This window comes from Staphylococcus sp. Marseille-Q5304, from assembly GCF_943737015.1.
GTDB classification, from domain to species: domain Bacteria; phylum Bacillota; class Bacilli; order Staphylococcales; family Staphylococcaceae; genus Staphylococcus; species Staphylococcus hsinchuensis.
On record NZ_CALSFP010000001.1, the window covers coordinates 516,893 to 537,333 of the forward strand.

The following is a 20,441-nucleotide window of genomic DNA, read 5'->3' on the forward strand; positions in this document are numbered from 1 at the left end:
GAGTAGTATGAAAAAAATAATGACCATTTTCGGAACGCGACCTGAAGCAATAAAGATGGCACCGCTTGTCTTAGCATTACAGCAAGATTCAGAGTTGCAACCTGTCGTGGTAGTCACCGCACAACATAGAGAGATGTTAGACGCTGTATTGTCTCATTTTAATATCAGTCCAGATTATGATTTGGATATAATGAAAGCAAAACAATCTCTAACAGATATTACTTCTCGCATATTAACGCGCATAGATGAAGTCATTAAAGAAGAACAGCCAGATATGATTTTAGTTCATGGAGATACTACAACTACGTTTGCGGGAAGTTTAGCTGCATTTTATAACCAAACTCCGATAGGTCATGTTGAAGCTGGCTTGAGAACTGGAAATAAAAACGCTCCATTTCCTGAAGAAATGAACAGGCAATTAGTAGGAGTAATGGCTGATTTGCACTTTGCTCCTACTTATATTGCTTATCGTAATTTAATAGCTGAGCAAAAAAATGACAACTCGGTTGTAGTGACAGGAAATACTGCGATTGATGCTATGAAATCAACAGTGAATCTTAACTATGATCCAGAAATCATTAAGAAAAATAACGATAAGCGAATCATTTTATTAACAGCACATAGACGTGAAAATATAGGTGAACCTATGTCACGTGTCTTTTTAGCAATCCGTGACATTGTTGATGAGTTCGAAGATGTAGTGGTCGTATATCCCGTCCACAAAAATCCAAAAGTTAGAGCTTTAGCAGAAGAATATTTATCTCAGCACCCACAGATTGAACTTATTGAACCTTTAGATGTTGTTGATTTTCACAACTTTGCTCAACATGCGTACTTTATTTTAACTGATTCTGGCGGGGTCCAAGAAGAAGCACCCTCACTCGGCAAACCTGTTCTAGTCCTACGTGATACGACAGAGAGACCTGAAGGTGTAGAAGCTGGCACTTTAAAGCTCATTGGTACCCAGAAAAATGATGTGTATCAATCTATCAAACAATTGTTGGTTGACAAAGAGATGTATCAAGAAATGAGTACAGCAAAGAATCCATATGGAGATGGCTATGCTTCTCAACGTATTTGTGAACACATCAAATATTTTTTCAATTTGACAGCAGATAAACCAAATCAATTTAAATTATATTGATAAAATGTGGCTATTTTGTGACAAATCTAAAAAGAATTTTACTAAAATTTGAATAGAATTGACACGATTTACGCCCTATATTATTATTAAAAATGTATGATTGAAATGGTTTACATTTAAGAACTGCAAAGTCGGAAAGAGGCACAAAAATGAAACGTTTCAACATCATTTTCAATCAATATATACAGTATTACATATACGGTATTATTTTACTTGTTATTGTGTATTTTTTCACATATTCACCATTTGTATTAGGTCTTTTAATTGGAACAGTTGGTTCAATGATTATCACTTTTACTTTCGAGTATTTTTTAGCAAAAGCTAAAGAGAAAGATAATATACATATTTCAACAGGCAACATTTGGAGATATCTTACAGTGATACTAGCTTGTTGCATCTGGGTCATGTTCAGAGACGTAATCAATATATTTGGTGTTATGGTGGGACTATCTCTTTCTTATATCTTGTTGATTGTCAAACCATTTATAAGAAAGTATTAAAAAATTTTATATGAAAGAGGTGAGATTATATGCAACATGAGAGCCCTCTTGCTAGTTGGAAGGTTTTTGGCATAGATATTGTTTTTAATCTATCATCTATCATGATGTTGATTATTACATCGATTATTGTTTTTGTTATCGCTATTATATGCACACGTAATCTTCAAAAACGTCCAACTGGTAAACAGAACTTTATAGAATGGGTTTTTGATTTTGTAAGAGGGATAATTGAAAGTAACATGGCATGGTCTAAAGGTGGACATTTCCACTTCTTAGCAGTGACATTAATCCTTTTCTTATTTGTCAGTAACATGCTAGGCTTACCATTCTCAATCGTGACAGGGAACACTTTATGGTGGAAATCACCAACGGCAGATCCAACAGTCACATTGACACTTTCCGTTTTAATTATATTACTTACACATTATTACGGTATTAAGATGCGCGGTACGAAAAAGTACTTTGGTAATTACACGAAACCAATTTTCTTAATGCCAATTAACATCTTCGAAGAATTCACATCTACGTTGACTTTAGGACTACGTTTGTACGGTAATATTTATGCCGGAGAGTTATTACTCACATTACTTTCAGGGCTTGTAGTACACCAATGGGCATGGGGTTGGATTATTGGTATTCCAGGATTACTGGCATGGCAAGCATTCTCAATCTTCATCGGTGCTATCCAAGCTTACATTTTCATAATGTTATCAATGGTGTATATGTCCCATAAAGTTCAGGACGACCATTAAAATAAAGAAAAAAAACTAGGAGGATTTATAAATGAATTTAATCGCAGCAGCAATCGCAATCGGCTTATCAGCACTAGGAGCAGGTATTGGTAACGGTCTTATCGTATCTAGAACAGTAGAAGGTGTAGCACGTCAACCAGAAGCACGTGGTCAATTAATGTCAATTATGTTCATCGGTATCGGTTTAGTTGAGGCACTTCCAATCCTTGGTCTTGTAATTTCATTCATCGTAATGTTCATGAAATAATTCTGTTCCAAAGACGAATGACGAGAAAGGCGAAGCCATTACAGGCTTTCGCCATTCATTTTTATTAGAGTTACGATTATATTGGATGAAAGGAGTGTCAATTTAAGTGACTGCTACGACAAATATGTTTGTACTTGGGGCTTCTGGTTCTCACCACGGTGTAGAATGGGGAACTACCATAGTTACATTAGCGACGTTTATCATTTTACTTTTATTATTAAAGAAATTTGCTTGGGCACCATTAAAAGAAGTCATGGATAAGCGTGAACGTGACATCAATAAAGATATTGATGACGCGGAACAAGCTAAAATCAATGCACAAAAACTAGAAGAACAAAACAAACAAACACTAAAAGAAACACAAGAAGAGGTTCACAGAATTATAGAGGAATCTAAAATTCAAGCACGTCAACAACACGAAGAAATCATTCACGAAGCGAACATCAGAGCGAATGGTATGATTGAAACAGCACAAAATGAAATCAACAGTCAAAAAGAACGTGCAATTTCTGACATTAACAACCAAGTATCAGAACTTTCTGTGTTAATTGCATCTAAAGTATTACGCAAAGAAATTTCTGAAAAAGATCAAAAAGCATTAGTTGAAAAGTACATTAAAGAGGCAGGCGATAAATAATGGCTAATATTTCAAAAAAATATGCTAAAGCATTATTTGATACTGCCTTAGATGTGGATCAACTGGATGTCGTGTACGATGAATTTTCAATCATTGATCAAGTAGTACAAGAAGAAACAGCGAAATTAACAGAATTAGATCAAGATCCTCAAAGAGACACTCAACAACGTTTACAGATTGTAACGGTAGCATTTGGTCAAGCGAATACGTATTTGAGAAACATGTTAAAAGTGCTTGCTGAAAACAGACACTTGTCATATACACATGCTATTTTCAAAGAATATGAAATTCTTCTAAATGAACACCACAATCAAGATTATGCCATTGTTGAGTCTGTTTATGAGCTATCTGAAGATGATTTATCACGTATTGCAACGTTAATACAACAACGTACACAACTTTCAAAAGTTATGATAACTAATGAGATAAATCCAGACCTAATCGGTGGTATCCGTGTCAAAGTAGGAACAAAAGTTATGGATGCAAGTCTTCAAAATGATCTTGCGCAACTAGAGAAAAAATTTACTAGAGTGAAATAATAAATGAAGGAGTGACATTGATGGCCATTAAAGCTGAAGAAATCAGTGCTTTATTACGCTCACAAATAGAAAATTATGAGTCTGAAATATCAGTAACTGATGTTGGTACTGTTCTCCAAATTGGTGATGGCATCGCATTAATCCACGGATTAAACGATGTTATGGCAGGAGAATTAGTAGAATTTAAAAGCGGCGTTCTAGGTTTAGCACAAAATTTAGAAGAATCAAATGTGGGTGTTGTTATTTTAGGCCCATACAGTGATATTAAAGAAGGGGACGAAGTTAAACGTACAGGCCGTATTATGGAAGTACCAGTTGGTGACGAGTTAATCGGTCGTGTAGTTAACCCTCTAGGTCAACCAATTGATGGACAAGGTCCAATCGAAACAAGTAAAACACGTCCAATCGAGAAAAAAGCAACAGGCGTTATGGATCGTAAATCAGTTGACGAACCATTACAAACAGGTATCAAAGCGATTGATGCATTAGTACCTATCGGACGTGGTCAACGTGAGTTAATCATCGGTGACCGTCAAACAGGTAAAACAACAGTAGCTATTGATACAATCTTAAACCAAAAAGATCAAGATACTATTTGTATCTACGTAGCGATTGGTCAAAAAGACTCAACAGTTCGTGCAAACGTTGAAAAATTACGTCAAGCAGGCGCTTTAGATTACACAATTATCGTTAACGCTTCTGCTGCAGACCCTTCACCAATGCTTTATATTGCACCATATGCAGGTGTATCAATGGGTGAAGAATTTATGTTCAATGGTAAACACGTATTAGTAGTTTATGATGACTTAACAAAACAAGCATCAGCTTATCGTGAACTTTCACTTTTACTACGTAGACCACCAGGCCGTGAAGCCTTCCCAGGTGATGTCTTCTACTTACATAGTAGACTATTAGAGAGAGCTGCTAAGTTAAACGATGATTTAGGTGGCGGTTCAATCACTGCATTACCAATTATCGAAACGCAAGCAGGCGACATTTCTGCATACGTACCAACTAACGTAATCTCAATTACAGATGGACAAATCTTCTTACAATCTGATTTATTCTTCTCAGGTGTAAGACCAGCGATTAATGCTGGACAATCTGTATCTCGTGTTGGTGGTTCAGCACAAATTAAAGCGATGAAAAAGGTTGCAGGTACTTTACGTTTAGACCTTGCCTCATATCGTGAACTTGAATCATTCGCTCAGTTTGGTTCAGATCTAGACGAGTTTACAGCTCAAAAGTTAGAACGTGGTAAACGTACTGTTGAAATCTTAAAACAAGATCAAAATAAACCACTACCAGTTGAAAGCCAAGTGTTAATCATATACGCATTAACAAAAGGTTATTTAGATGACATCCCAGTTGAAGATATCATTCGTTTCGAAGACGAATTAAACCATTGGGCTAAAGCAAATGCTACTGATTTATTAGAAGAAATCAGAACATCAGGAAAACTACCAAGTGATGATAATTTTGATGCAGCAATTTCTGAGTTCAAAAAAGGTTTTAGCAAATCTGATCAAGCATAAGGATGTTAACAGTAAATAAAAAGGTGGTGAGATAATGGCATCTCTTAAAGAGATTGATACGCGTATAAAGTCAACTAAGAAAATGAAACAGATTACAAAAGCAATGAACATGGTATCCAGTTCAAAACTACGCCGTGCTGAAGAAAATACAAAGCAATTTACACCTTATATGGAAAAAATGCAAGACGCTATTACAGCAGTTGCCGGTGCAGACAAAAATTCAAATCATCCAATGCTACAACAACGTGAAGTGAAAAAGAGCGGATACTTAGTTATTACAAGTGATAAAGGTTTAGCAGGTGCGTATAATGCCAACGTCTTAAAACGTTTAGTAAAAGACATCGAAGAAAGGCATGATAGCCCGGATGAATATTCAATCTTAGTGTTAGGCCAAGTAGGTGTGGATTTCCTAAAAAACAAAGGATACAATATTCATCAATCTTTAGTTGAAATACCGGATCAGCCTTCGTTCAAAGAAATACAAGCTATAGCGAAAAAAGCAATAGACTTATATAGTGACGAAGAAGTCGATGAAATGAAAATATACTTTAGTCACTTTGTTACCGTACTAGAACATAGACCATCAATAAAAACAGTCCTTCCATTATCTCCAGAAGATTCAAGTACTGGTCATGGTCAAATGTCATCATATGAATTTGAACCAGATAAAGAATCTATATTGAGTGTTATTTTACCTCAATATGTAGAGAGCTTAATCTATGGAACGATCTTAGATGCTAAAGCCAGTGAACATGCAACACGTATGACAGCAATGAAAAATGCTTCTGATAATGCGACAGAACTTATTGATGATTTATCACTAGAATATAACCGAGCTAGACAAGCAGCAATCACGCAACAGATCACTGAAATTGTCGGTGGTTCAGCTGCACTTGAATAAAATTAAAGGAGGAAACAGCATGGGATTAGGCCGTGTAACACAAGTTATGGGTCCAGTCATTGATGTTCGTTTCGAACACAATGAAGTGCCAGAAATTAACAATGCCTTATTGCTAGATGTTGAACGAGACGACGAAACAGTATCTTTAACATTAGAAGTGGCGTTACAACTTGGCGATGACGTAGTACGTACGATTGCTATGGATTCAACTGATGGTGTCAAACGTGGTACAGAAGTTAAAGATAGTGGTCAAAGTATTACAGTACCAGTTGGTGATGCTACTTTAGGAAGAGTATTTAACGTACTTGGAGATTCAATTGATTTAGATGAGAAGATTGATGAATCAGCTCGTCGCGATCCAATTCATAGAGAAGCTCCTGCATTCGACGAACTTTCAACAAACGTTGAAATATTAGAAACAGGAATCAAAGTTGTCGATTTATTAGCACCTTATATTAAAGGTGGTAAAATCGGACTCTTCGGTGGTGCCGGAGTAGGGAAAACAGTTTTAATTCAAGAATTAATTAACAACATCGCTCAAGAGCACGGCGGTATTTCAGTGTTCGCCGGTGTTGGTGAACGTACACGTGAAGGTAACGACCTTTACTATGAAATGAGCGACAGTGGTGTAATCAAGAAAACTGCTATGGTCTTCGGTCAAATGAACGAGCCACCTGGCGCACGTATGCGTGTAGCATTATCTGGTTTAACTATGGCAGAGTACTTCCGTGATGAGCAAGGCCAAGACGTATTATTATTCATTGATAATATCTTCAGATTTACTCAAGCAGGTTCTGAGGTTTCAGCTTTACTTGGTCGTATGCCTTCAGCCGTTGGTTATCAACCAACACTAGCTACTGAAATGGGTCAATTACAAGAACGAATCACGTCTACAACTAAAGGTTCTGTAACTTCAATCCAAGCAGTATTCGTACCTGCCGATGACTATACTGACCCAGCGCCAGCTACAGCTTTCGCTCACTTAGATGCGACAACAAACTTAGAGCGTAAGTTATCAGAAATGGGTATTTACCCAGCGGTAGATCCACTTGCTTCTACATCACGTGCACTTGAACCTGCTATTGTTGGTCAAGAGCATTATGAAGTAGCACGTCAAGTTCAGGCTACATTACAAAAATACAGAGAATTACAAGATATCATTGCAATTCTTGGTATGGATGAACTTTCAGAAGAAGATAAGCAAACAGTTGAAAGAGCGCGTCGTATTCAATTCTTCTTATCTCAAAACTTCCACGTAGCTGAACAATTTACTGGTCAAAAGGGTTCTTACGTGCCAGTTAAGAAAACTGTAGAAGACTTCAAAGACATCTTAGAAGGCAAATACGATCACATTCCTGAAGATGCATTCCGACTTGCAGGTGGCATGGAAGATGTAATTGCAAAAGCTAAAGACATGGGTGTTGAAGTTTAATAAATTAGGAGGTATGGATAATGAGTACATTAAGCCTGGATATTGTCACTCCTAATGGTTCTGTTTACGACCGAGATGATGTTGAACTAGCAGTATTACAAACGACTGCCGGTGACATCGGTGTTATGTATGGACACATTCCTACAGTTGCAGCGCTAGAAATTGGCTTTGCGAAAATAAATTTTGACGGCGGTTCAGAATATATTGCAGTGAGTGAAGGTTTTGTTGAAGTCAGACAAGAAAAGTTATCAATTATTGTACAAACTGCTGAGCCTGCTAACGAAATAGACGTAGCTAGAGCAGAATTAGCTAAGTCTAGAGCAGAGTCTCACCTAAATAATGAGTCTGATGACACTGACGTTAATAGAGCCAAACGTGCATTAGAACGCGCGAATAACCGTATTCGTGTTGCAAATCTACAATAGTTAGTGGGAAAATATAAAAAACGCATATATTATACAACTTAGAGTTGTGATAATTAGACGTTTATAATTATAATGAAGTTCCCCACAAATTAATAAAAAGCGTGGTTTCCATAGAAACCACGCTTTTTTTAAATGTGTTTATTTATAAGTTGAAAAATAAAATTATAACTATTAAAATGATAGTTTAATACTCAGTTAAACAATATAAGTTAAACACGACATATTTAAACATTACACGTAGAGATATAGAAATGATAAATAGCAAAATACACTGAAACGCATTTACAATATCAATAACCGAGTATCAATTAAATGCAAATTGTTGTAAAATATATAAATGTGAATAGTGAGGTGTATGTTAAATGGAATACATGGGACAATTTTCAATTGTTCATCTCATATTACATGTGGTTTGTATTTGTATTGCTTATTGGGCATTAAATGCGATTAGATTAGACAAAATATTTAAAAATGGTTTCGCATTGCAAGTACAAGTGTGTATGATATTTTTAGCGATTTTATTGGGAACTGGAGTCAGTAATTTTATTGTTGACTTATTAGAGTTTTCAACTCAAATTAAGTTTTTAACAAACTAATTCATATTATTGTATATTTTTTATAGTTATAGATATAATGATTTTGAAGTGAAATGAAATATTTAAAGTAGTAAAGTGGAGGATTTAAGATGGATAAGATTGAAATTAATGGTGGAAATAGATTGACGGGCGAAGTTAAAGTTTCTGGTGCGAAAAATGCAGTATTACCAGTATTAACTGCATCTTTATTAGCTTCTGAAGGTGTAAGTACTTTAAAGAATGTACCAGCTTTAAGTGATGTTGAAACAATTAATAATGTTATTTCAACTCTAAATGCAGAAGTTTCTTATAATAAAGAAGAAGAAACTGTAACTGTTGATGCTACGAAAGATTTAAATGAAGAAGCACCATATGAATATGTGAGTAAGATGAGAGCTAGTATTCTTGTGATGGGGCCACTATTAGCACGTTTAGGTCACGCAAAAGTTGCGCTCCCAGGTGGTTGTGCAATAGGTTCACGTCCAATTGAACAACATATTAAAGGTTTTGAAGAATTAGGTGCAGAACTCCATATGGAAAATGGATTTATTTATGCAAGTACGAAAGATGGTCTTAAAGGTACTACAATCCATTTAGATTTTCCAAGCGTAGGTGCAACTCAAAACATTATAATGGCTGCTTCATTGGCTGAAGGTAAATCAGTCATTGAAAATGTTGCACGCGAACCTGAAATTGTTGATTTAGCTAACTATATCAATGAAATGGGCGGTAATATTTCTGGTGCAGGTACTGATACGATAACAATTCAAGGTGTAGAAACATTACACGGTGTAGAACATTCAATTATCCCTGATAGAATCGAAGCAGGGACTTTACTCATTGCTGGTGCTATAACACGTGGTGACATTCTTGTTAATGGTGCAATTAAAGAACACATGACAAGTTTAATTTATAAATTAGAAGAAATGGGCGTACAATTGGACTATGAAGACGATGCCATTCGTGTAAGTGCAGAAGGTGCCTTAAAGCCAGTAGACGTTAAAACACTACCTCATCCAGGTTTCCCAACAGATATGCAATCACAGATGATGGCACTATTATTAACTGCAGAAGGACATAAAGTTGTAACTGAAACAGTGTTTGAAAATAGATTTATGCACGTGGAAGAATTTAAAAGAATGAATGCACAAATTACTGTAGAAGGCAGAAGTGCAAAGATTGAAGGAAAAAGCGAACTACAAGGTGCACAAGTAAAAGCAACAGATTTACGTGCTGCCGCAGCATTAATTTTAGCTGGACTAGTAGCTGAAGGAACGACTCAAGTTACTGAATTGAAACATTTAGATAGAGGGTATGTTGATTTACACGGAAAATTAAAGGCATTAGGTGCAGATATTAAACGAATTAACGACTAAATGATATGATAGTAACGTAAGTGGTAAAACAATTACTATATTATATTTTCGGAGGTTTATATCAATGGAGACGATTTTTGACTATAACCAAATAAAAGAAATTATTCCTCATAGACAGCCTTTTTTATTAATTGATCGTGTCGTTGAGTATGAAGAAGGGCAACGTTGTGCTGCAATTAAACAAGTTTCTGGTAATGAACCATTTTTCCAAGGTCATTTTCCTGAATACGCTGTAATGCCTGGTGTATTAATTACAGAAGCATTGGCACAAACAGGTGCTGTTGCAATGCTTAATAACGAAGCAAATAAAGGTAAAATTGCTTTATTTGCTGGTATTGATAAATGCCGATTTAAAAAACAAGTAACACCTGGTGATACGTTATACTTAGAAGTAGAAATTACTAAAATGAAAGGACCAATCGGTAAAGGTAGCGCTAAAGCAACTGTCGATGGTCAACTTGCATGTAGTTGTGAATTAACATTTGCAATACAAGACAATAAGTAAGAATAAACTCATACTTAATTTAAATATGCATTGTATATTAGGGTGAACCGGAAATTTTTAATTTCGGTTCATCTTTTATTTTTTTATTAATAATTGACTATAAAAAAACAGCGATTGTTGGACGAAATTTTCCTACAATCGCTGATATTTTGGGTAGAGTATAGTTTAATATAAAATACATTATCTTTGTAATTTGTGAATATTATCAAGAAAACGAATCATTCATTCTTTTCTAGTTTTTCATCTTTCAATCTTGGTTTAGATTGCATCATTCGGTTGAATGTCTTCTTCAACTCATCTCCAGTTAAACCATCGTCTATAAGTTGTTCAAGTAAGCTTTCTGCATAAACTTGTCTTAATGTATAGATATGACATTCAAAAACGACAGAAATGGCACGCTCTAATTGAGTAATATGTTTAATCGTTGCATCGAATAAAGCTGGGTCATTGGCTGGTCGTGTAATGACAACACGGATATCTAATAAAGTTTCATCATCCATATATTGTTGCATTGTTTCTAAATGGAAGTCAGAAATAACGATTTCTAATAGCCAACCTGTGCCGCTACTTTCTTTATTTATAATTACACCATCATCGATTTCATATTCTGTTACGCCACCATTTTCTGAAACAATTTGAAATCGAACTGCTTTAAATGTTTTCATCGTTTTCACATCCAAATAAAAATTTTAAATTTTACTATATCTTCAATTATAGACTTATTATAACGCAATTATTACCTTAGAAGAAATTAAATGTAAAATATTGTTAGAATATTACTAATAAAAAGTTGTTTATTGTATTTTGACCATAACTATGATGTATTTACAAGGAGGTGACACATGATTAATAATATCGTTATCGTCGGACGATTGACGAAAGACCCAAAGTTGTTCGAAAAAGAGGAAACCTATTTAACAACATTTTGTGTAGCTGTCGAAAGGAATTATAAGGATAGAAATCAAAATAACATAGTTGCTTTTATTTATTGTAAATCTTTTGGCAAGGTAGCTCAGAACATTGTTAAGTATGTCAATCAAGGATCGCTTGTCGCAATAACTGGTCAAATGCAATCAAGAAAATACGTTAAAGACGATCAAACACATTTTATTTCCGAGTTATACGTTGAAACAATTAAGTTTTTAACTTCAAAGCACAAGGATGAAATCGAACCCCACACTACAAAAGATAATCAAGAAATCCTCGAAGACACGATACAAGACAGTGACTTGTACGAAATCATTTAAAACTCCCCCTAATTTTAATACTTATCTATGTTGTTCATTATTAAATTAATACACATTTATTTCCTACTATCAATTATACTTCTTAAACATACTATCCTTCTTTAGACCTCCCCCAGCTATCGAAGGATAGATTTGTTATCAAAATGTCATACATAAAATGATGGAAATTACTAGAGATTTAAAACTTTTAAACTTATAAAATACTGTCATTGCAAATTAAAGGTAAATTTATGGTTAATAAAAACAGAATAATCAGATATTTTGCAAAGGTATTACATGCACCAATTGATAGAATTGTCAGTAAAATTTGAACATAGCAAACGATAAAGAAATTATTAGCACTAATTATTGTAAAAGTACATGTAATCTATATGTAAAAATAAAGCTGTTATTTTCATTTGGCTGTAACCTACAAGGTGATTTAAGATGTTATATTGTATTTAGCAAATTAATCAAACAATTAATTATCTTATAGGAGGATTTATTGAAATGAAAAAAACAGTTATCACTTCAACTTTAGCATTAGGCTTAGGCGTAACTGGCGCAGTAGCAGGACATTCAGCAGATGCTGCAGAACAAAATATCAATAAAGCAGACTTAGCTAACAAAGCTCAACATAATCCAGAGTATTTAAATGAACACCCAGTACATTCAGGTGCTTATAACTATAACTTCAAATATGACAAATTACACTATGATTTCGAATCAAATGGTACTTACTGGTCATGGAAATACGGCCCTAACTGGTACGTAAATGGTGATCAAGGTTCAAACAACCAAACTCAAACTAAACAAGTTTCTCATAAATCAGTTGCTAAACCAGCTGTAAAACAAGAAGCTGCTCCACAAACAAAAGCAACTCAACAACCAAAACAAACAACAACTAAACAAGCTCAACCAGCTCAAAAAACAACAAACGAATCAGCTTCAACTGGTTCTTCAGTACATGTAAACAGTCATTTACAACAAATCGCTCAACGCGAATCACGTGGTAACATCCACGCAATCAACCCTTCATCAGGTGCAGCAGGTAAATATCAATTCTTACAAAGCACTTGGGATTCAGTAGCACCAGCTCAATACAAAGGTGTATCACCAGCAAACGCTCCTGAATCAGTACAAGACGCTGCAGCTATGAAATTATACAACACTGTTGGTCCTTCACAATGGGTAACTGCATAATATAAATTTTCATATAAATGAATATATAAGAAGAGTGGATACCGAATTCGGTATTCACTCTTTTTTATTATGTAATACTTTTAGATAGCTCAACAAACCGTTCTTTTGCAAATGAATAGTGGTTTTGTTATGGTTAATTTAACAAAATATTATAGAAAATCTACTAGGGGTGCCTATAGGCTGAGATGAATTATAGTGTTCAAACCCTTAAACCTGATTTGGTTAAAACCAACGTAGGGAAGTAGTTTCATTATAGTCGATTGATATTAACTATTATTAACTACATTCTTACGTTGAATGTAGTTTTTTTATTGAGGAGGATTCAACTTGTTATTTTCTGAAGAATTAAAAAAAGATTCGCAACCAATTATCAACGATATTTATAATGACCCTTTTATTCAAGATATGTTACACGGCGAATTACCTAAAGCAGCTACAAAATTTTATTTAAGAGCAGACGCTTCTTATTTAAAAGAGTTTGCGAATATCTACGCATTAATTATTCCAAAGTTATCATCATTAGACGATGTGAAATTTTTAGTGGAACAAATCCAATTCATAGTGGGTGGAGAAGTAGAAGCGCATGAAATATTAGCAGATTACGTCGGTGAACCATATGAAGAAATAGTACAAGAAAAAGTTTGGCCACCAAGCGGCGATCATTATATTAAACATATGTATTTCAATGCCTTTGCTAAAGAAAACGCAGCATTTACGATTGCAGCAATGGCACCTTGCCCATATGTTTACCAAGTTATTGCTAAACAAGCAGTAAAAGATGATGCTTTAAATCAACAATCTGGTCTGAAAAAATGGTTTGAATTTTACAGTACTGAAATGGACGAATTAGTTGAAGTATTTGATGAATTAATGAATAAATTAACTGAACATTGTACAGAAGATGAAAAACAAGAAATTAAAGAATGTTTCTTACAAAGTACTGTGCATGAACGCAATTTCTTTGCAATGTCATATAATGAAGAAGCGTGGTCATTTGGAGGAGATGCACATGAATAAACCTAAAATAGCACTGACTATTGCAGGCACTGATCCTACAGGCGGTGCTGGTGTTATGGCAGATTTAAAATCATTCCATGCATGTGGTGTCTATGGAATGGCTGCTATTACAAGTATTGTTGCTCAAAACACGAAAGGTGTACAACACATTCACAACTTTGATCAAAGTTGGTTGGCAGAACAAATGGAGAGTATATTTGATGATGAATTACCTCAAGCGATTAAAACAGGGATGATTGCATCCAAACCCATGATGGAATTAATTCGTGATTATTTAAAGAAATATCCTGATTTACCTTACGTGATTGATCCAGTTATGCTTGCAAAAAGTGGAGATTCATTAATGGAAGATGACGCTAAAGCAGATTTACAAAATATATTACTTCCTTATGCAATGGTAGCAACGCCAAATTTACCTGAAGCAGAAGAAATTACTGGTTTAACTATTAATGATGAACAGTCTATTTATCAAGCAGGAAAAGTTTTTATCAATGAAATAGGCAGCAAAGGGGTCGTTATCAAAGGCGGCCATTCAGAAGATAAACAGAATGCAAAAGATTATCTTTTTACGCAAAATGATGTGTATACATTCGAAGAGCCACGTTATGATACAAAACATACACACGGTACAGGGTGTACTTTCTCAGCTGTCATAACTGCTGAACTTGCTAAAGGTAAATCTATTTATGAAGCGGTTCAAAAAGCGAAAAAATTCATTTCTTTAAGTATTAAACATACACCAGAAATAGGCCAAGGAAGAGGGCCAGTGAATCACTTTGCGTACATGAAAGAGGTCGGCTTAGATGACGAATAATTTAGAACAGTTAAGAACTCAAAATCCATTAGTGATTTGTTATACCAATGATGTAGTAAAAAACTTCACTGCAAATGGTTTGTTAAGTCTAGGAGCAAGCCCTGCAATGAGTGAAGCGCCTGAAGAAGCAGAAGATATGTTACAAGTTGCGCAAACTTTGCTTATTAACATTGGTACATTAACGAAAGATCAAGAAATGGATATCATTAAAATTGGTCAAACAGCGAATAAAGTTGGAACACCTATCGTATTTGACCCGGTTGCAGTTGGCGCATCTCAATATCGAAAAGACTTCTGTAAGCGTTTTTTAGAGGAAGTTGAAGTTAGCGTCGTTAAAGGAAATAGTTCCGAGGTATTAACTTTAATTGATAGTGAAACAAAGATGAAAGGTACTGAAGGTGATCACTCATTAGATGTTGTTAATATTGCAAAATCAGCACATGAGCAGTTAAAGTGTGCCATTATTATTACTGGAAAAACAGATGTTATTGCTCATAATGGTCAAATTGTTAAACTAAATAACGGTTCTCCTCTATTAGCAAAGGTTACAGGCGCTGGTTGTTTATTAGGCGCTGTAGTAGCGAGCTTTGTAGATCAAACTCAACTTTCTCAGTTATCGATAAATGCACTTATCGAAGCAGTATCAATATATAATATTGCAGCGGAACAAGCAGACAATATTTCACAAAATAAAGGCCCAGGTACATTTGCAGTAGAATTAATCAACTATTTATCATTAATCACTTATGATGACTATTTAACACATCATCAAGTCCAAGAGGTGTAAATATGTTTCACAAATCTGATTTAAAGGTTTACTTTATTTGTGGAAGTCAAGACATCCCTGATGGTGTTACAATACATGAGGTTGTAAGAGAAGCTTTAGAAGCCGGGATTACGATGTTTCAATTTAGAGAAAAAGGTCCTGGTGCTCGTGTAGGTGACGAAAAAGCATTACTTGCTACAGAGTTATTTAAACTTTGCAAAGAGTATCATGTGCCATTCATCGTAAATGATGATGTAACTTTATCTAAACAAATTAATGCTGACGGTATTCATCTTGGACAAGATGACGTAGCCATAAGTGATGTAGCATCTCAATTTAAAGATAAAATCATAGGCTTAAGCGTAGGTAACGTGGAAGAATATCATAATTCGGATTTAACGAATGTTGATTATATTGGCGTAGGACCGATGTATGCGACGCGTTCCAAAGATGATGCGAACCATCCAGTAGGGCCAGAAATGATTCCAACCCTAAGACAATATGTGGATGATTTGCCAATCGTTGCAATCGGTGGCATTGATGTAAATAATGCTAATGAAATTGTTGAAGCTGGGGCAGATGGTTTATCGGTTATATCTGTTATAGCTAAAAGTGAAAACATCAGTGAAACTGTGCAACATTTATTACAATCTGTTGAACAATAGTAGAAATTGCTTTTTTTAATTTTCACTCTAAGCCTTATATGATAGAATGTTATTTATGTGAATAAAAGGTTAGAGGTGGAAAAATGAAAAAGAAAACGTTATTACCTTTATTGTTAGGTGTAATGGTTTTATTATCTGGTTGTGATTATTCTAAACCAGAAAATAGAGACGGATTTTTCTTTAATACTTTCGTCGATCCAATGAGTAAGTTGATTCATTGGTTAGGCTCAAGTTTTAATAATGATTACGGTCTTGCAATAATTGTCTTAGTTTTAGCGATTCGTTTAGTTTTATTACCATTCATGTTATCAAACTATAAAAATAGTCATATGATGCGTGAAAAAATGAAAGTTGCCAAACCTGAGGTAAATGAAGTACAAGAAAAAGTTAAACGTGCGCGTACTCAGGAAGATAAAATGGCAGCGAACCAAGAACTCATGGAAGTTTACAAAAAATATGATATGAATCCTATGAAGAGTATGTTAGGTTGTTTACCAGTACTTATTCAAATGCCTATTATCATGGGATTATACTTTGCATTGAAATCAAATCTTGCAGGTTTTTCTCATCACCCACACTTCTTATGGTTTAACTTAGCTAAACCAGACATCTTGATTACAATAATCGCGGGTGTGCTATACTTTTTACAGGCTTACGTATCATCAAGATCTATGCCTGAAGAACAAAAACAAATGGGTTACATGATGATGGTTATTTCCCCAATTATGATTATCTTCGTATCCCTAAGTTCAGTTTCTGCATTAGGTTTATATTGGTCAGTCAGTGCGGCGTTCTTAGTTGTACAAACTGAAGTTGCTAATATGTATTATTCTAAATTAGCTAAAAAAGAAGTTGAACCTATGCTTGCAAAAATGAACAAAGAAAAAACTAATAAAAAAGGCAGCAACACACAAGTCGTTTCTAATAAGAAGAAAAAGAAATAATGTATAAATAAAGAGCGAGGCTTTGAAATTCAAAGCCTCGCTCTTTTAAATTATCGATACAGTTAAAAGTACCATTCATTAAAAAATTGAGTAACAAATCTTTTCATATAATCATGACGTTCCTCAGCCATTTTTTTACCTGTTTTTGTATGCATTAATGATTTGAGTTTAAACAATTTTTCATAAAAATGTTTGATTGCTGAGGGAGGTGTGTCTTGCTTATCAATTTCTACATCTAATAGAGGATGATTTGCCTCTGATTCGACCCACATAGGCTCATTAAAATGACCTGCAAATTGAAACGTACGTGCAATACCAATTGCGCCCAAAGCATCTAGTCTATCAGCATCTCTCACGATTTGTCCTTCAATAGGTAATTCAACATGATTATTTGCGCCGTTGTTATAACTCATGTTATTAATGATAAACATAATCTCTGATTGCTGACTTTGGCTAAGCTTTTGTTGCTTTAAAAATTGTTGTAGTTTCACAGTTGCATCTGTGACATCAGTTAACTTGCTATCGACAGTATCGTGAAGTAAGGCAGCTAATTGAATTACCAATCGGTCACCTTGTTGTTCTTGTTCAGCAATATGTAGTGCAATTTTCACTACACGCTGCACATGTGCAACATCATGTCCGCTTGTATCATGTTTATGACATTGTTTCATATAATGTGTTGCGTTAAAGATAATGTTTTGTGAGTTCATTAATGTAACTCCTTTGCATTTAACAAATGTTCTATACATCTATTTACTTATAATATAGGGGATAATAATTGAGAAATACCTTCTTTAAATTTAATCCAGTTACTGCGTTTTTCATAAAGTTCTTTCGTTAAACGATGTGACACTTTTAAATCATCTTGGAAAGCGCGCTTAAGTTGTTGTGCAATTTCCGTATCATATATAAAGGCATTTACTTCAAAGTTTAAAGTGAAACTACGGTGATCCATATTTGCAGTTCCGACGCTCGCCAATTCATCATCTATAACGACTGTTTTTGAATGTAAGAATCCATTATCATAATGAAATATATTTACTCCCGCATCTAACAATGAAGCGACGTTTTTATAAGTAGCCCAGAAGACAAATGGGTGATCTGGTTTATTAGGAATCATAATGTTGACTTCTACGCCACCGAGTGCAGCTATTTTCACTGCATCTAAGAATGCTTGGTCAGGAATAAAATATGGCGTTTGAATATAGATGGATTGCTTAGCTGAAGCAATCATTTTTAAATAACCGTATTTAATTTGTTCCCAAGTTTCATCTGGTCCACTAGAGGCAATCTGAACACCCTTCGTACCGCCAGACTTAACATCAGGGAAGTAACGATCTTCATATTTAATATCTTCACGAGAAGATTGAGAGTTCCAATCCAACATAAAACGTAATTGTAATGCGTTAACAGCATCACCAACTATACGTAAATGTGTATCCCGCCAATAACCAAACTTTTTCTTTAATCCGAGATATTCTTCACCTACATTAAAGCCACCCACGTAACCAATATGTCCATCAATAATAACAACCTTTCTATGGTTTCTATTATTCATTCTTAAGTTGATAAGCGGTAATTTAGATGGGAAAAACGATTCAAAATGACCATTTTTCTTTCGGAAGTTCTTAAAATCCTTAAACTTTAACGTTCTAGATCCCATATCATCATAAAGCATTCTCACTTCTAAACCTTCGTCAAGCTTGTGTTCTAAAGCGGTTAAGATACGGTTGCTGAGTTGGTCATTTCTGAAAATATAATATTGAATGTGTATGTAATCTTTAGCTGCATAAATATCGTCTATTAAAGATTCAAATTTGTCAGCACCGTCTGTAAACACTTTAATTTCATTATCGGTTGTTAAGAACGCTGCATTGTTATATAACAACATTTGTACCATATCTTTATACTTAACAATTTGATGGTTTCCTTTTGAAAAATCATCATTTTTTAAGGATTCCATTTGTTCATTGACGATCATTTCTATACCGATTTGATCTTCTCTGTCTATCTTAAAGATTTGTTGACGTTGAATTTGTCTACCAAATAACAAGTAGATTACAAATCCTAGTATGGGTAACAGAAATAGTACTAATATCCATGCCCAAATCGAACTGGCAGATCGCCTTTCCATAAATATAATTGTAAAAGCAAAGATAACATTTAATAAAAAGGCACCAATTAAAATAACGTTGATGATGATGTTGGTGTGACTATACAACATTGCGAAAATATCTACCATATGTACCTCCATACACTTAAATCAAGTGTTAAAAAATATAAAAGTCCCAATTATTGTAACATGTAGAACACTTTTTATCACTTGACTGATAGGGGGGATAGGTATATTATGTTGATGAATTCTAAAGGGAGGCAACCTTAAATGACTGAAATTCATAAAACGCATCATTCAGAACAAACTAAAGCGAATTTAACTTCACGATTAAACCGCATAGAAGGGCAAGTTCGTGCGATTAATAGAATGATATCTGAAGATGTATATTGTGATGATGTACTTACTCAAATTAGAGCAACACGTTCTGCATTAAACAGCGTTGCAACAAGATTATTGGAACATCATATGAAAGGCTGTATTATGGATAAAGTGAACCATGGCGAAGAGGAAGAAGCGATGGAAGAGTTATTAGTAACATTTCAAAAATTAATGAAAGACTAGGAGCGAGCAATAGTGGAATTTGAGACGATTTATGTTTCTAACTTAACTAATGAAGAACAACAACATAAACTTGAGCAACGATTATTTACAATAGATGGAGTGCAAAAGGTCTGTATTAATCAAAGGAGTGGACAGATCGACATCGAATTTGAAACACCTGCAAGTTTAAATAATTTAGAAAAAGAAGTATATGATTTAGGATTTGAAATTATTAATTGATGTAATTGTACACATTTGAAATTAATAATGTGCAAATATTGTATGTAAAGTATGTTTTAAGATAATATTTTGACATTATGACAATATATTTAAAATTTTAAATATTGTATGGTAATTGGCTACTAAATAAGGTAATATGGTAGTAAGAAAGAAGTTAGGGGTGATAATATGACTAAAGAAAATGAAAAGATTCAAAATGTAGTTCAACTATTATCATCATTAGGGGTTAACATAAAGAAAACTAAATCAAGATTAGATGTTATGCATTCTTTATCAACTAATGTGAAAGCCGCTAACCAGTTGAAATAGTCTTATTACCAAGAAAGCGATGAGGACACGTGT

26 protein-coding genes and 1 riboswitch are annotated in these 20,441 nt (G+C 34.4%); of the genes, 23 read left to right on the forward strand and 3 right to left on the reverse strand.

The annotated features are described in order from the left end of the window. Window positions 1-7 precede the first annotated feature (7 nt). The 13 genes from wecB (at window position 8) to fabZ (ending at window position 10,568) form a co-directional block, all read left to right on the forward strand. Entirely contained in the window at window positions 8-1,144 is a 1,137-nt protein-coding gene (wecB, locus tag NGI30_RS02525) for a non-hydrolyzing UDP-N-acetylglucosamine 2-epimerase (RefSeq protein ID WP_251942633.1), read from the forward strand. 149 nt (window positions 1,145-1,293) lie between these two features. Beyond that, on the forward strand, window positions 1,294-1,644 hold the full coding sequence (locus NGI30_RS02530) for an ATP synthase subunit I (RefSeq protein ID WP_251518251.1): 351 nt from the start codon (window positions 1,294-1,296) through the stop codon (window positions 1,642-1,644). Window positions 1,645-1,673: 29 nt separating this feature from the next. Beyond that, window positions 1,674-2,396 (forward strand): F0F1 ATP synthase subunit A, encoded by a 723-nt coding sequence (gene atpB / locus NGI30_RS02535; RefSeq protein ID WP_251518252.1) that lies wholly within the window; start codon window positions 1,674-1,676, stop codon window positions 2,394-2,396. Window positions 2,397-2,427: 31 nt separating this feature from the next. Further along, window positions 2,428-2,643 (forward strand): F0F1 ATP synthase subunit C, encoded by a 216-nt coding sequence (gene atpE, locus NGI30_RS02540; RefSeq protein ID WP_251518253.1) that lies wholly within the window; start codon window positions 2,428-2,430, stop codon window positions 2,641-2,643. Between the two features lie 106 nt (window positions 2,644-2,749). After that, entirely contained in the window at window positions 2,750-3,280 is a 531-nt protein-coding gene (locus tag NGI30_RS02545; protein ID WP_251518254.1) for a F0F1 ATP synthase subunit B, read from the forward strand. Beyond that, window positions 3,280-3,819, forward strand: coding sequence for a F0F1 ATP synthase subunit delta (locus NGI30_RS02550; protein ID WP_251518255.1), 540 nt, complete (start codon window positions 3,280-3,282; stop codon window positions 3,817-3,819). The genes NGI30_RS02545 and NGI30_RS02550 overlap by 1 nt, the downstream gene beginning before the upstream one ends. A gap of 20 nt (window positions 3,820-3,839) precedes the next feature. Continuing rightward, window positions 3,840-5,354 (forward strand): F0F1 ATP synthase subunit alpha, encoded by a 1,515-nt coding sequence (gene atpA, locus NGI30_RS02555; RefSeq protein ID WP_251942635.1) that lies wholly within the window; start codon window positions 3,840-3,842, stop codon window positions 5,352-5,354. Between the two features lie 34 nt (window positions 5,355-5,388). Then, window positions 5,389-6,255 carry an ATP synthase F1 subunit gamma gene (gene atpG / locus NGI30_RS02560; RefSeq protein WP_251518257.1) on the forward strand — a complete coding sequence of 289 codons (867 nt, stop codon included), beginning with the start codon at window positions 5,389-5,391 and terminating at the stop codon, window positions 6,253-6,255. A 19-nt stretch (window positions 6,256-6,274) separates the two neighbouring features. Next, on the forward strand, window positions 6,275-7,687 hold the full coding sequence (gene atpD, locus NGI30_RS02565) for a F0F1 ATP synthase subunit beta (protein ID WP_251518259.1): 1,413 nt from the start codon (window positions 6,275-6,277) through the stop codon (window positions 7,685-7,687). Window positions 7,688-7,707: 20 nt separating this feature from the next. After that, a complete protein-coding gene (locus NGI30_RS02570) occupies window positions 7,708-8,112 on the forward strand; it encodes a F0F1 ATP synthase subunit epsilon (protein ID WP_251518260.1) in 405 nt (134 codons plus the stop codon). 362 nt (window positions 8,113-8,474) lie between these two features. Then, window positions 8,475-8,708, forward strand: coding sequence for a DUF1146 family protein (locus tag NGI30_RS02575; RefSeq protein ID WP_251518261.1), 234 nt, complete (start codon window positions 8,475-8,477; stop codon window positions 8,706-8,708). Between the two features lie 89 nt (window positions 8,709-8,797). Next, window positions 8,798-10,063: a UDP-N-acetylglucosamine 1-carboxyvinyltransferase gene (gene murA / locus NGI30_RS02580; RefSeq protein ID WP_251942637.1), complete on the forward strand. Its 1,266-nt coding sequence runs from the start codon at window positions 8,798-8,800 to the stop codon at window positions 10,061-10,063. A gap of 64 nt (window positions 10,064-10,127) precedes the next feature. Then, the gene (fabZ, locus tag NGI30_RS02585; RefSeq protein WP_251518263.1) at window positions 10,128-10,568 is read left to right on the forward strand and encodes a 3-hydroxyacyl-ACP dehydratase FabZ; all 441 of its coding nucleotides are present in this window, start codon (window positions 10,128-10,130) and stop codon (window positions 10,566-10,568) included. 218 nt (window positions 10,569-10,786) lie between these two features. Here the strand turns inward: fabZ and NGI30_RS02590 are convergent, their stop codons facing one another. Continuing rightward, window positions 10,787-11,233 carry a YwpF-like family protein gene (locus NGI30_RS02590; RefSeq protein WP_251518264.1) on the reverse strand — a complete coding sequence of 149 codons (447 nt, stop codon included), beginning with the start codon at window positions 11,231-11,233 and terminating at the stop codon, window positions 10,787-10,789. 177 nt (window positions 11,234-11,410) lie between these two features. Here NGI30_RS02590 and NGI30_RS02595 point away from each other — a divergent pair, with 177 nt between their 5' ends. From NGI30_RS02595 to yidC, 7 genes are all read left to right on the forward strand, one after another. Continuing rightward, window positions 11,411-11,815, forward strand: coding sequence for a single-stranded DNA-binding protein (locus tag NGI30_RS02595; RefSeq protein WP_251942639.1), 405 nt, complete (start codon window positions 11,411-11,413; stop codon window positions 11,813-11,815). A gap of 489 nt (window positions 11,816-12,304) precedes the next feature. Next, window positions 12,305-12,997: a transglycosylase family protein gene (locus NGI30_RS02600; protein WP_251518266.1), complete on the forward strand. Its 693-nt coding sequence runs from the start codon at window positions 12,305-12,307 to the stop codon at window positions 12,995-12,997. A 155-nt stretch (window positions 12,998-13,152) separates the two neighbouring features. Beyond that, a riboswitch (TPP riboswitch) is annotated at window positions 13,153-13,254 on the forward strand. Window positions 13,255-13,324: 70 nt separating this feature from the next. Continuing rightward, on the forward strand, window positions 13,325-14,014 hold the full coding sequence (gene tenA, locus NGI30_RS02605; protein WP_251942642.1) for a thiaminase II: 690 nt from the start codon (window positions 13,325-13,327) through the stop codon (window positions 14,012-14,014). After that, entirely contained in the window at window positions 14,007-14,828 is an 822-nt protein-coding gene (thiD, locus tag NGI30_RS02610; protein WP_251518268.1) for a bifunctional hydroxymethylpyrimidine kinase/phosphomethylpyrimidine kinase, read from the forward strand. The genes tenA and thiD overlap by 8 nt, the downstream gene beginning before the upstream one ends. Further along, window positions 14,818-15,615, forward strand: coding sequence for a hydroxyethylthiazole kinase (thiM, locus tag NGI30_RS02615; protein ID WP_251518269.1), 798 nt, complete (start codon window positions 14,818-14,820; stop codon window positions 15,613-15,615). Before thiD ends, thiM begins: the two co-directional genes overlap by 11 nt. Before the next feature lie 2 nt (window positions 15,616-15,617). Next, window positions 15,618-16,259 (forward strand): thiamine phosphate synthase, encoded by a 642-nt coding sequence (gene thiE / locus NGI30_RS02620; RefSeq protein WP_251942645.1) that lies wholly within the window; start codon window positions 15,618-15,620, stop codon window positions 16,257-16,259. An 83-nt stretch (window positions 16,260-16,342) separates the two neighbouring features. Beyond that, window positions 16,343-17,203 (forward strand): membrane protein insertase YidC, encoded by an 861-nt coding sequence (gene yidC, locus NGI30_RS02625; protein WP_251942646.1) that lies wholly within the window; start codon window positions 16,343-16,345, stop codon window positions 17,201-17,203. 62 nt (window positions 17,204-17,265) lie between these two features. Here yidC and NGI30_RS02630 read toward each other — a convergent pair whose 3' ends face one another. Together NGI30_RS02630 and cls are read right to left on the reverse strand one after the other, a co-directional pair. Continuing rightward, window positions 17,266-17,913 (reverse strand): HD domain-containing protein, encoded by a 648-nt coding sequence (locus tag NGI30_RS02630; RefSeq protein ID WP_251518275.1) that lies wholly within the window; start codon window positions 17,911-17,913, stop codon window positions 17,266-17,268. 47 nt (window positions 17,914-17,960) lie between these two features. Beyond that, the gene (gene cls / locus NGI30_RS02635) at window positions 17,961-19,445 is read right to left on the reverse strand and encodes a cardiolipin synthase (RefSeq protein ID WP_251942647.1); all 1,485 of its coding nucleotides are present in this window, start codon (window positions 19,443-19,445) and stop codon (window positions 17,961-17,963) included. Window positions 19,446-19,586: 141 nt separating this feature from the next. Between cls and csoR the strand changes: the two genes are divergently transcribed. The 3 genes from csoR to NGI30_RS02650 all read left to right on the forward strand — a co-directional run bounded on the left by csoR (window position 19,587) and on the right by NGI30_RS02650 (window position 20,408). After that, window positions 19,587-19,880, forward strand: a complete 294-nt coding sequence (gene csoR / locus NGI30_RS02640; protein WP_251942648.1) for a copper-sensing transcriptional repressor CsoR — start codon at window positions 19,587-19,589, stop codon at window positions 19,878-19,880. A 12-nt stretch (window positions 19,881-19,892) separates the two neighbouring features. Next, window positions 19,893-20,099, forward strand: coding sequence for a putative copper chaperone CsoZ (gene csoZ / locus NGI30_RS02645; RefSeq protein ID WP_251518281.1), 207 nt, complete (start codon window positions 19,893-19,895; stop codon window positions 20,097-20,099). 168 nt (window positions 20,100-20,267) lie between these two features. After that, a complete protein-coding gene (locus NGI30_RS02650) occupies window positions 20,268-20,408 on the forward strand; it encodes an Lmo0850 family protein (protein ID WP_251518282.1) in 141 nt (46 codons plus the stop codon). Window positions 20,409-20,441 lie beyond the last annotated feature (33 nt).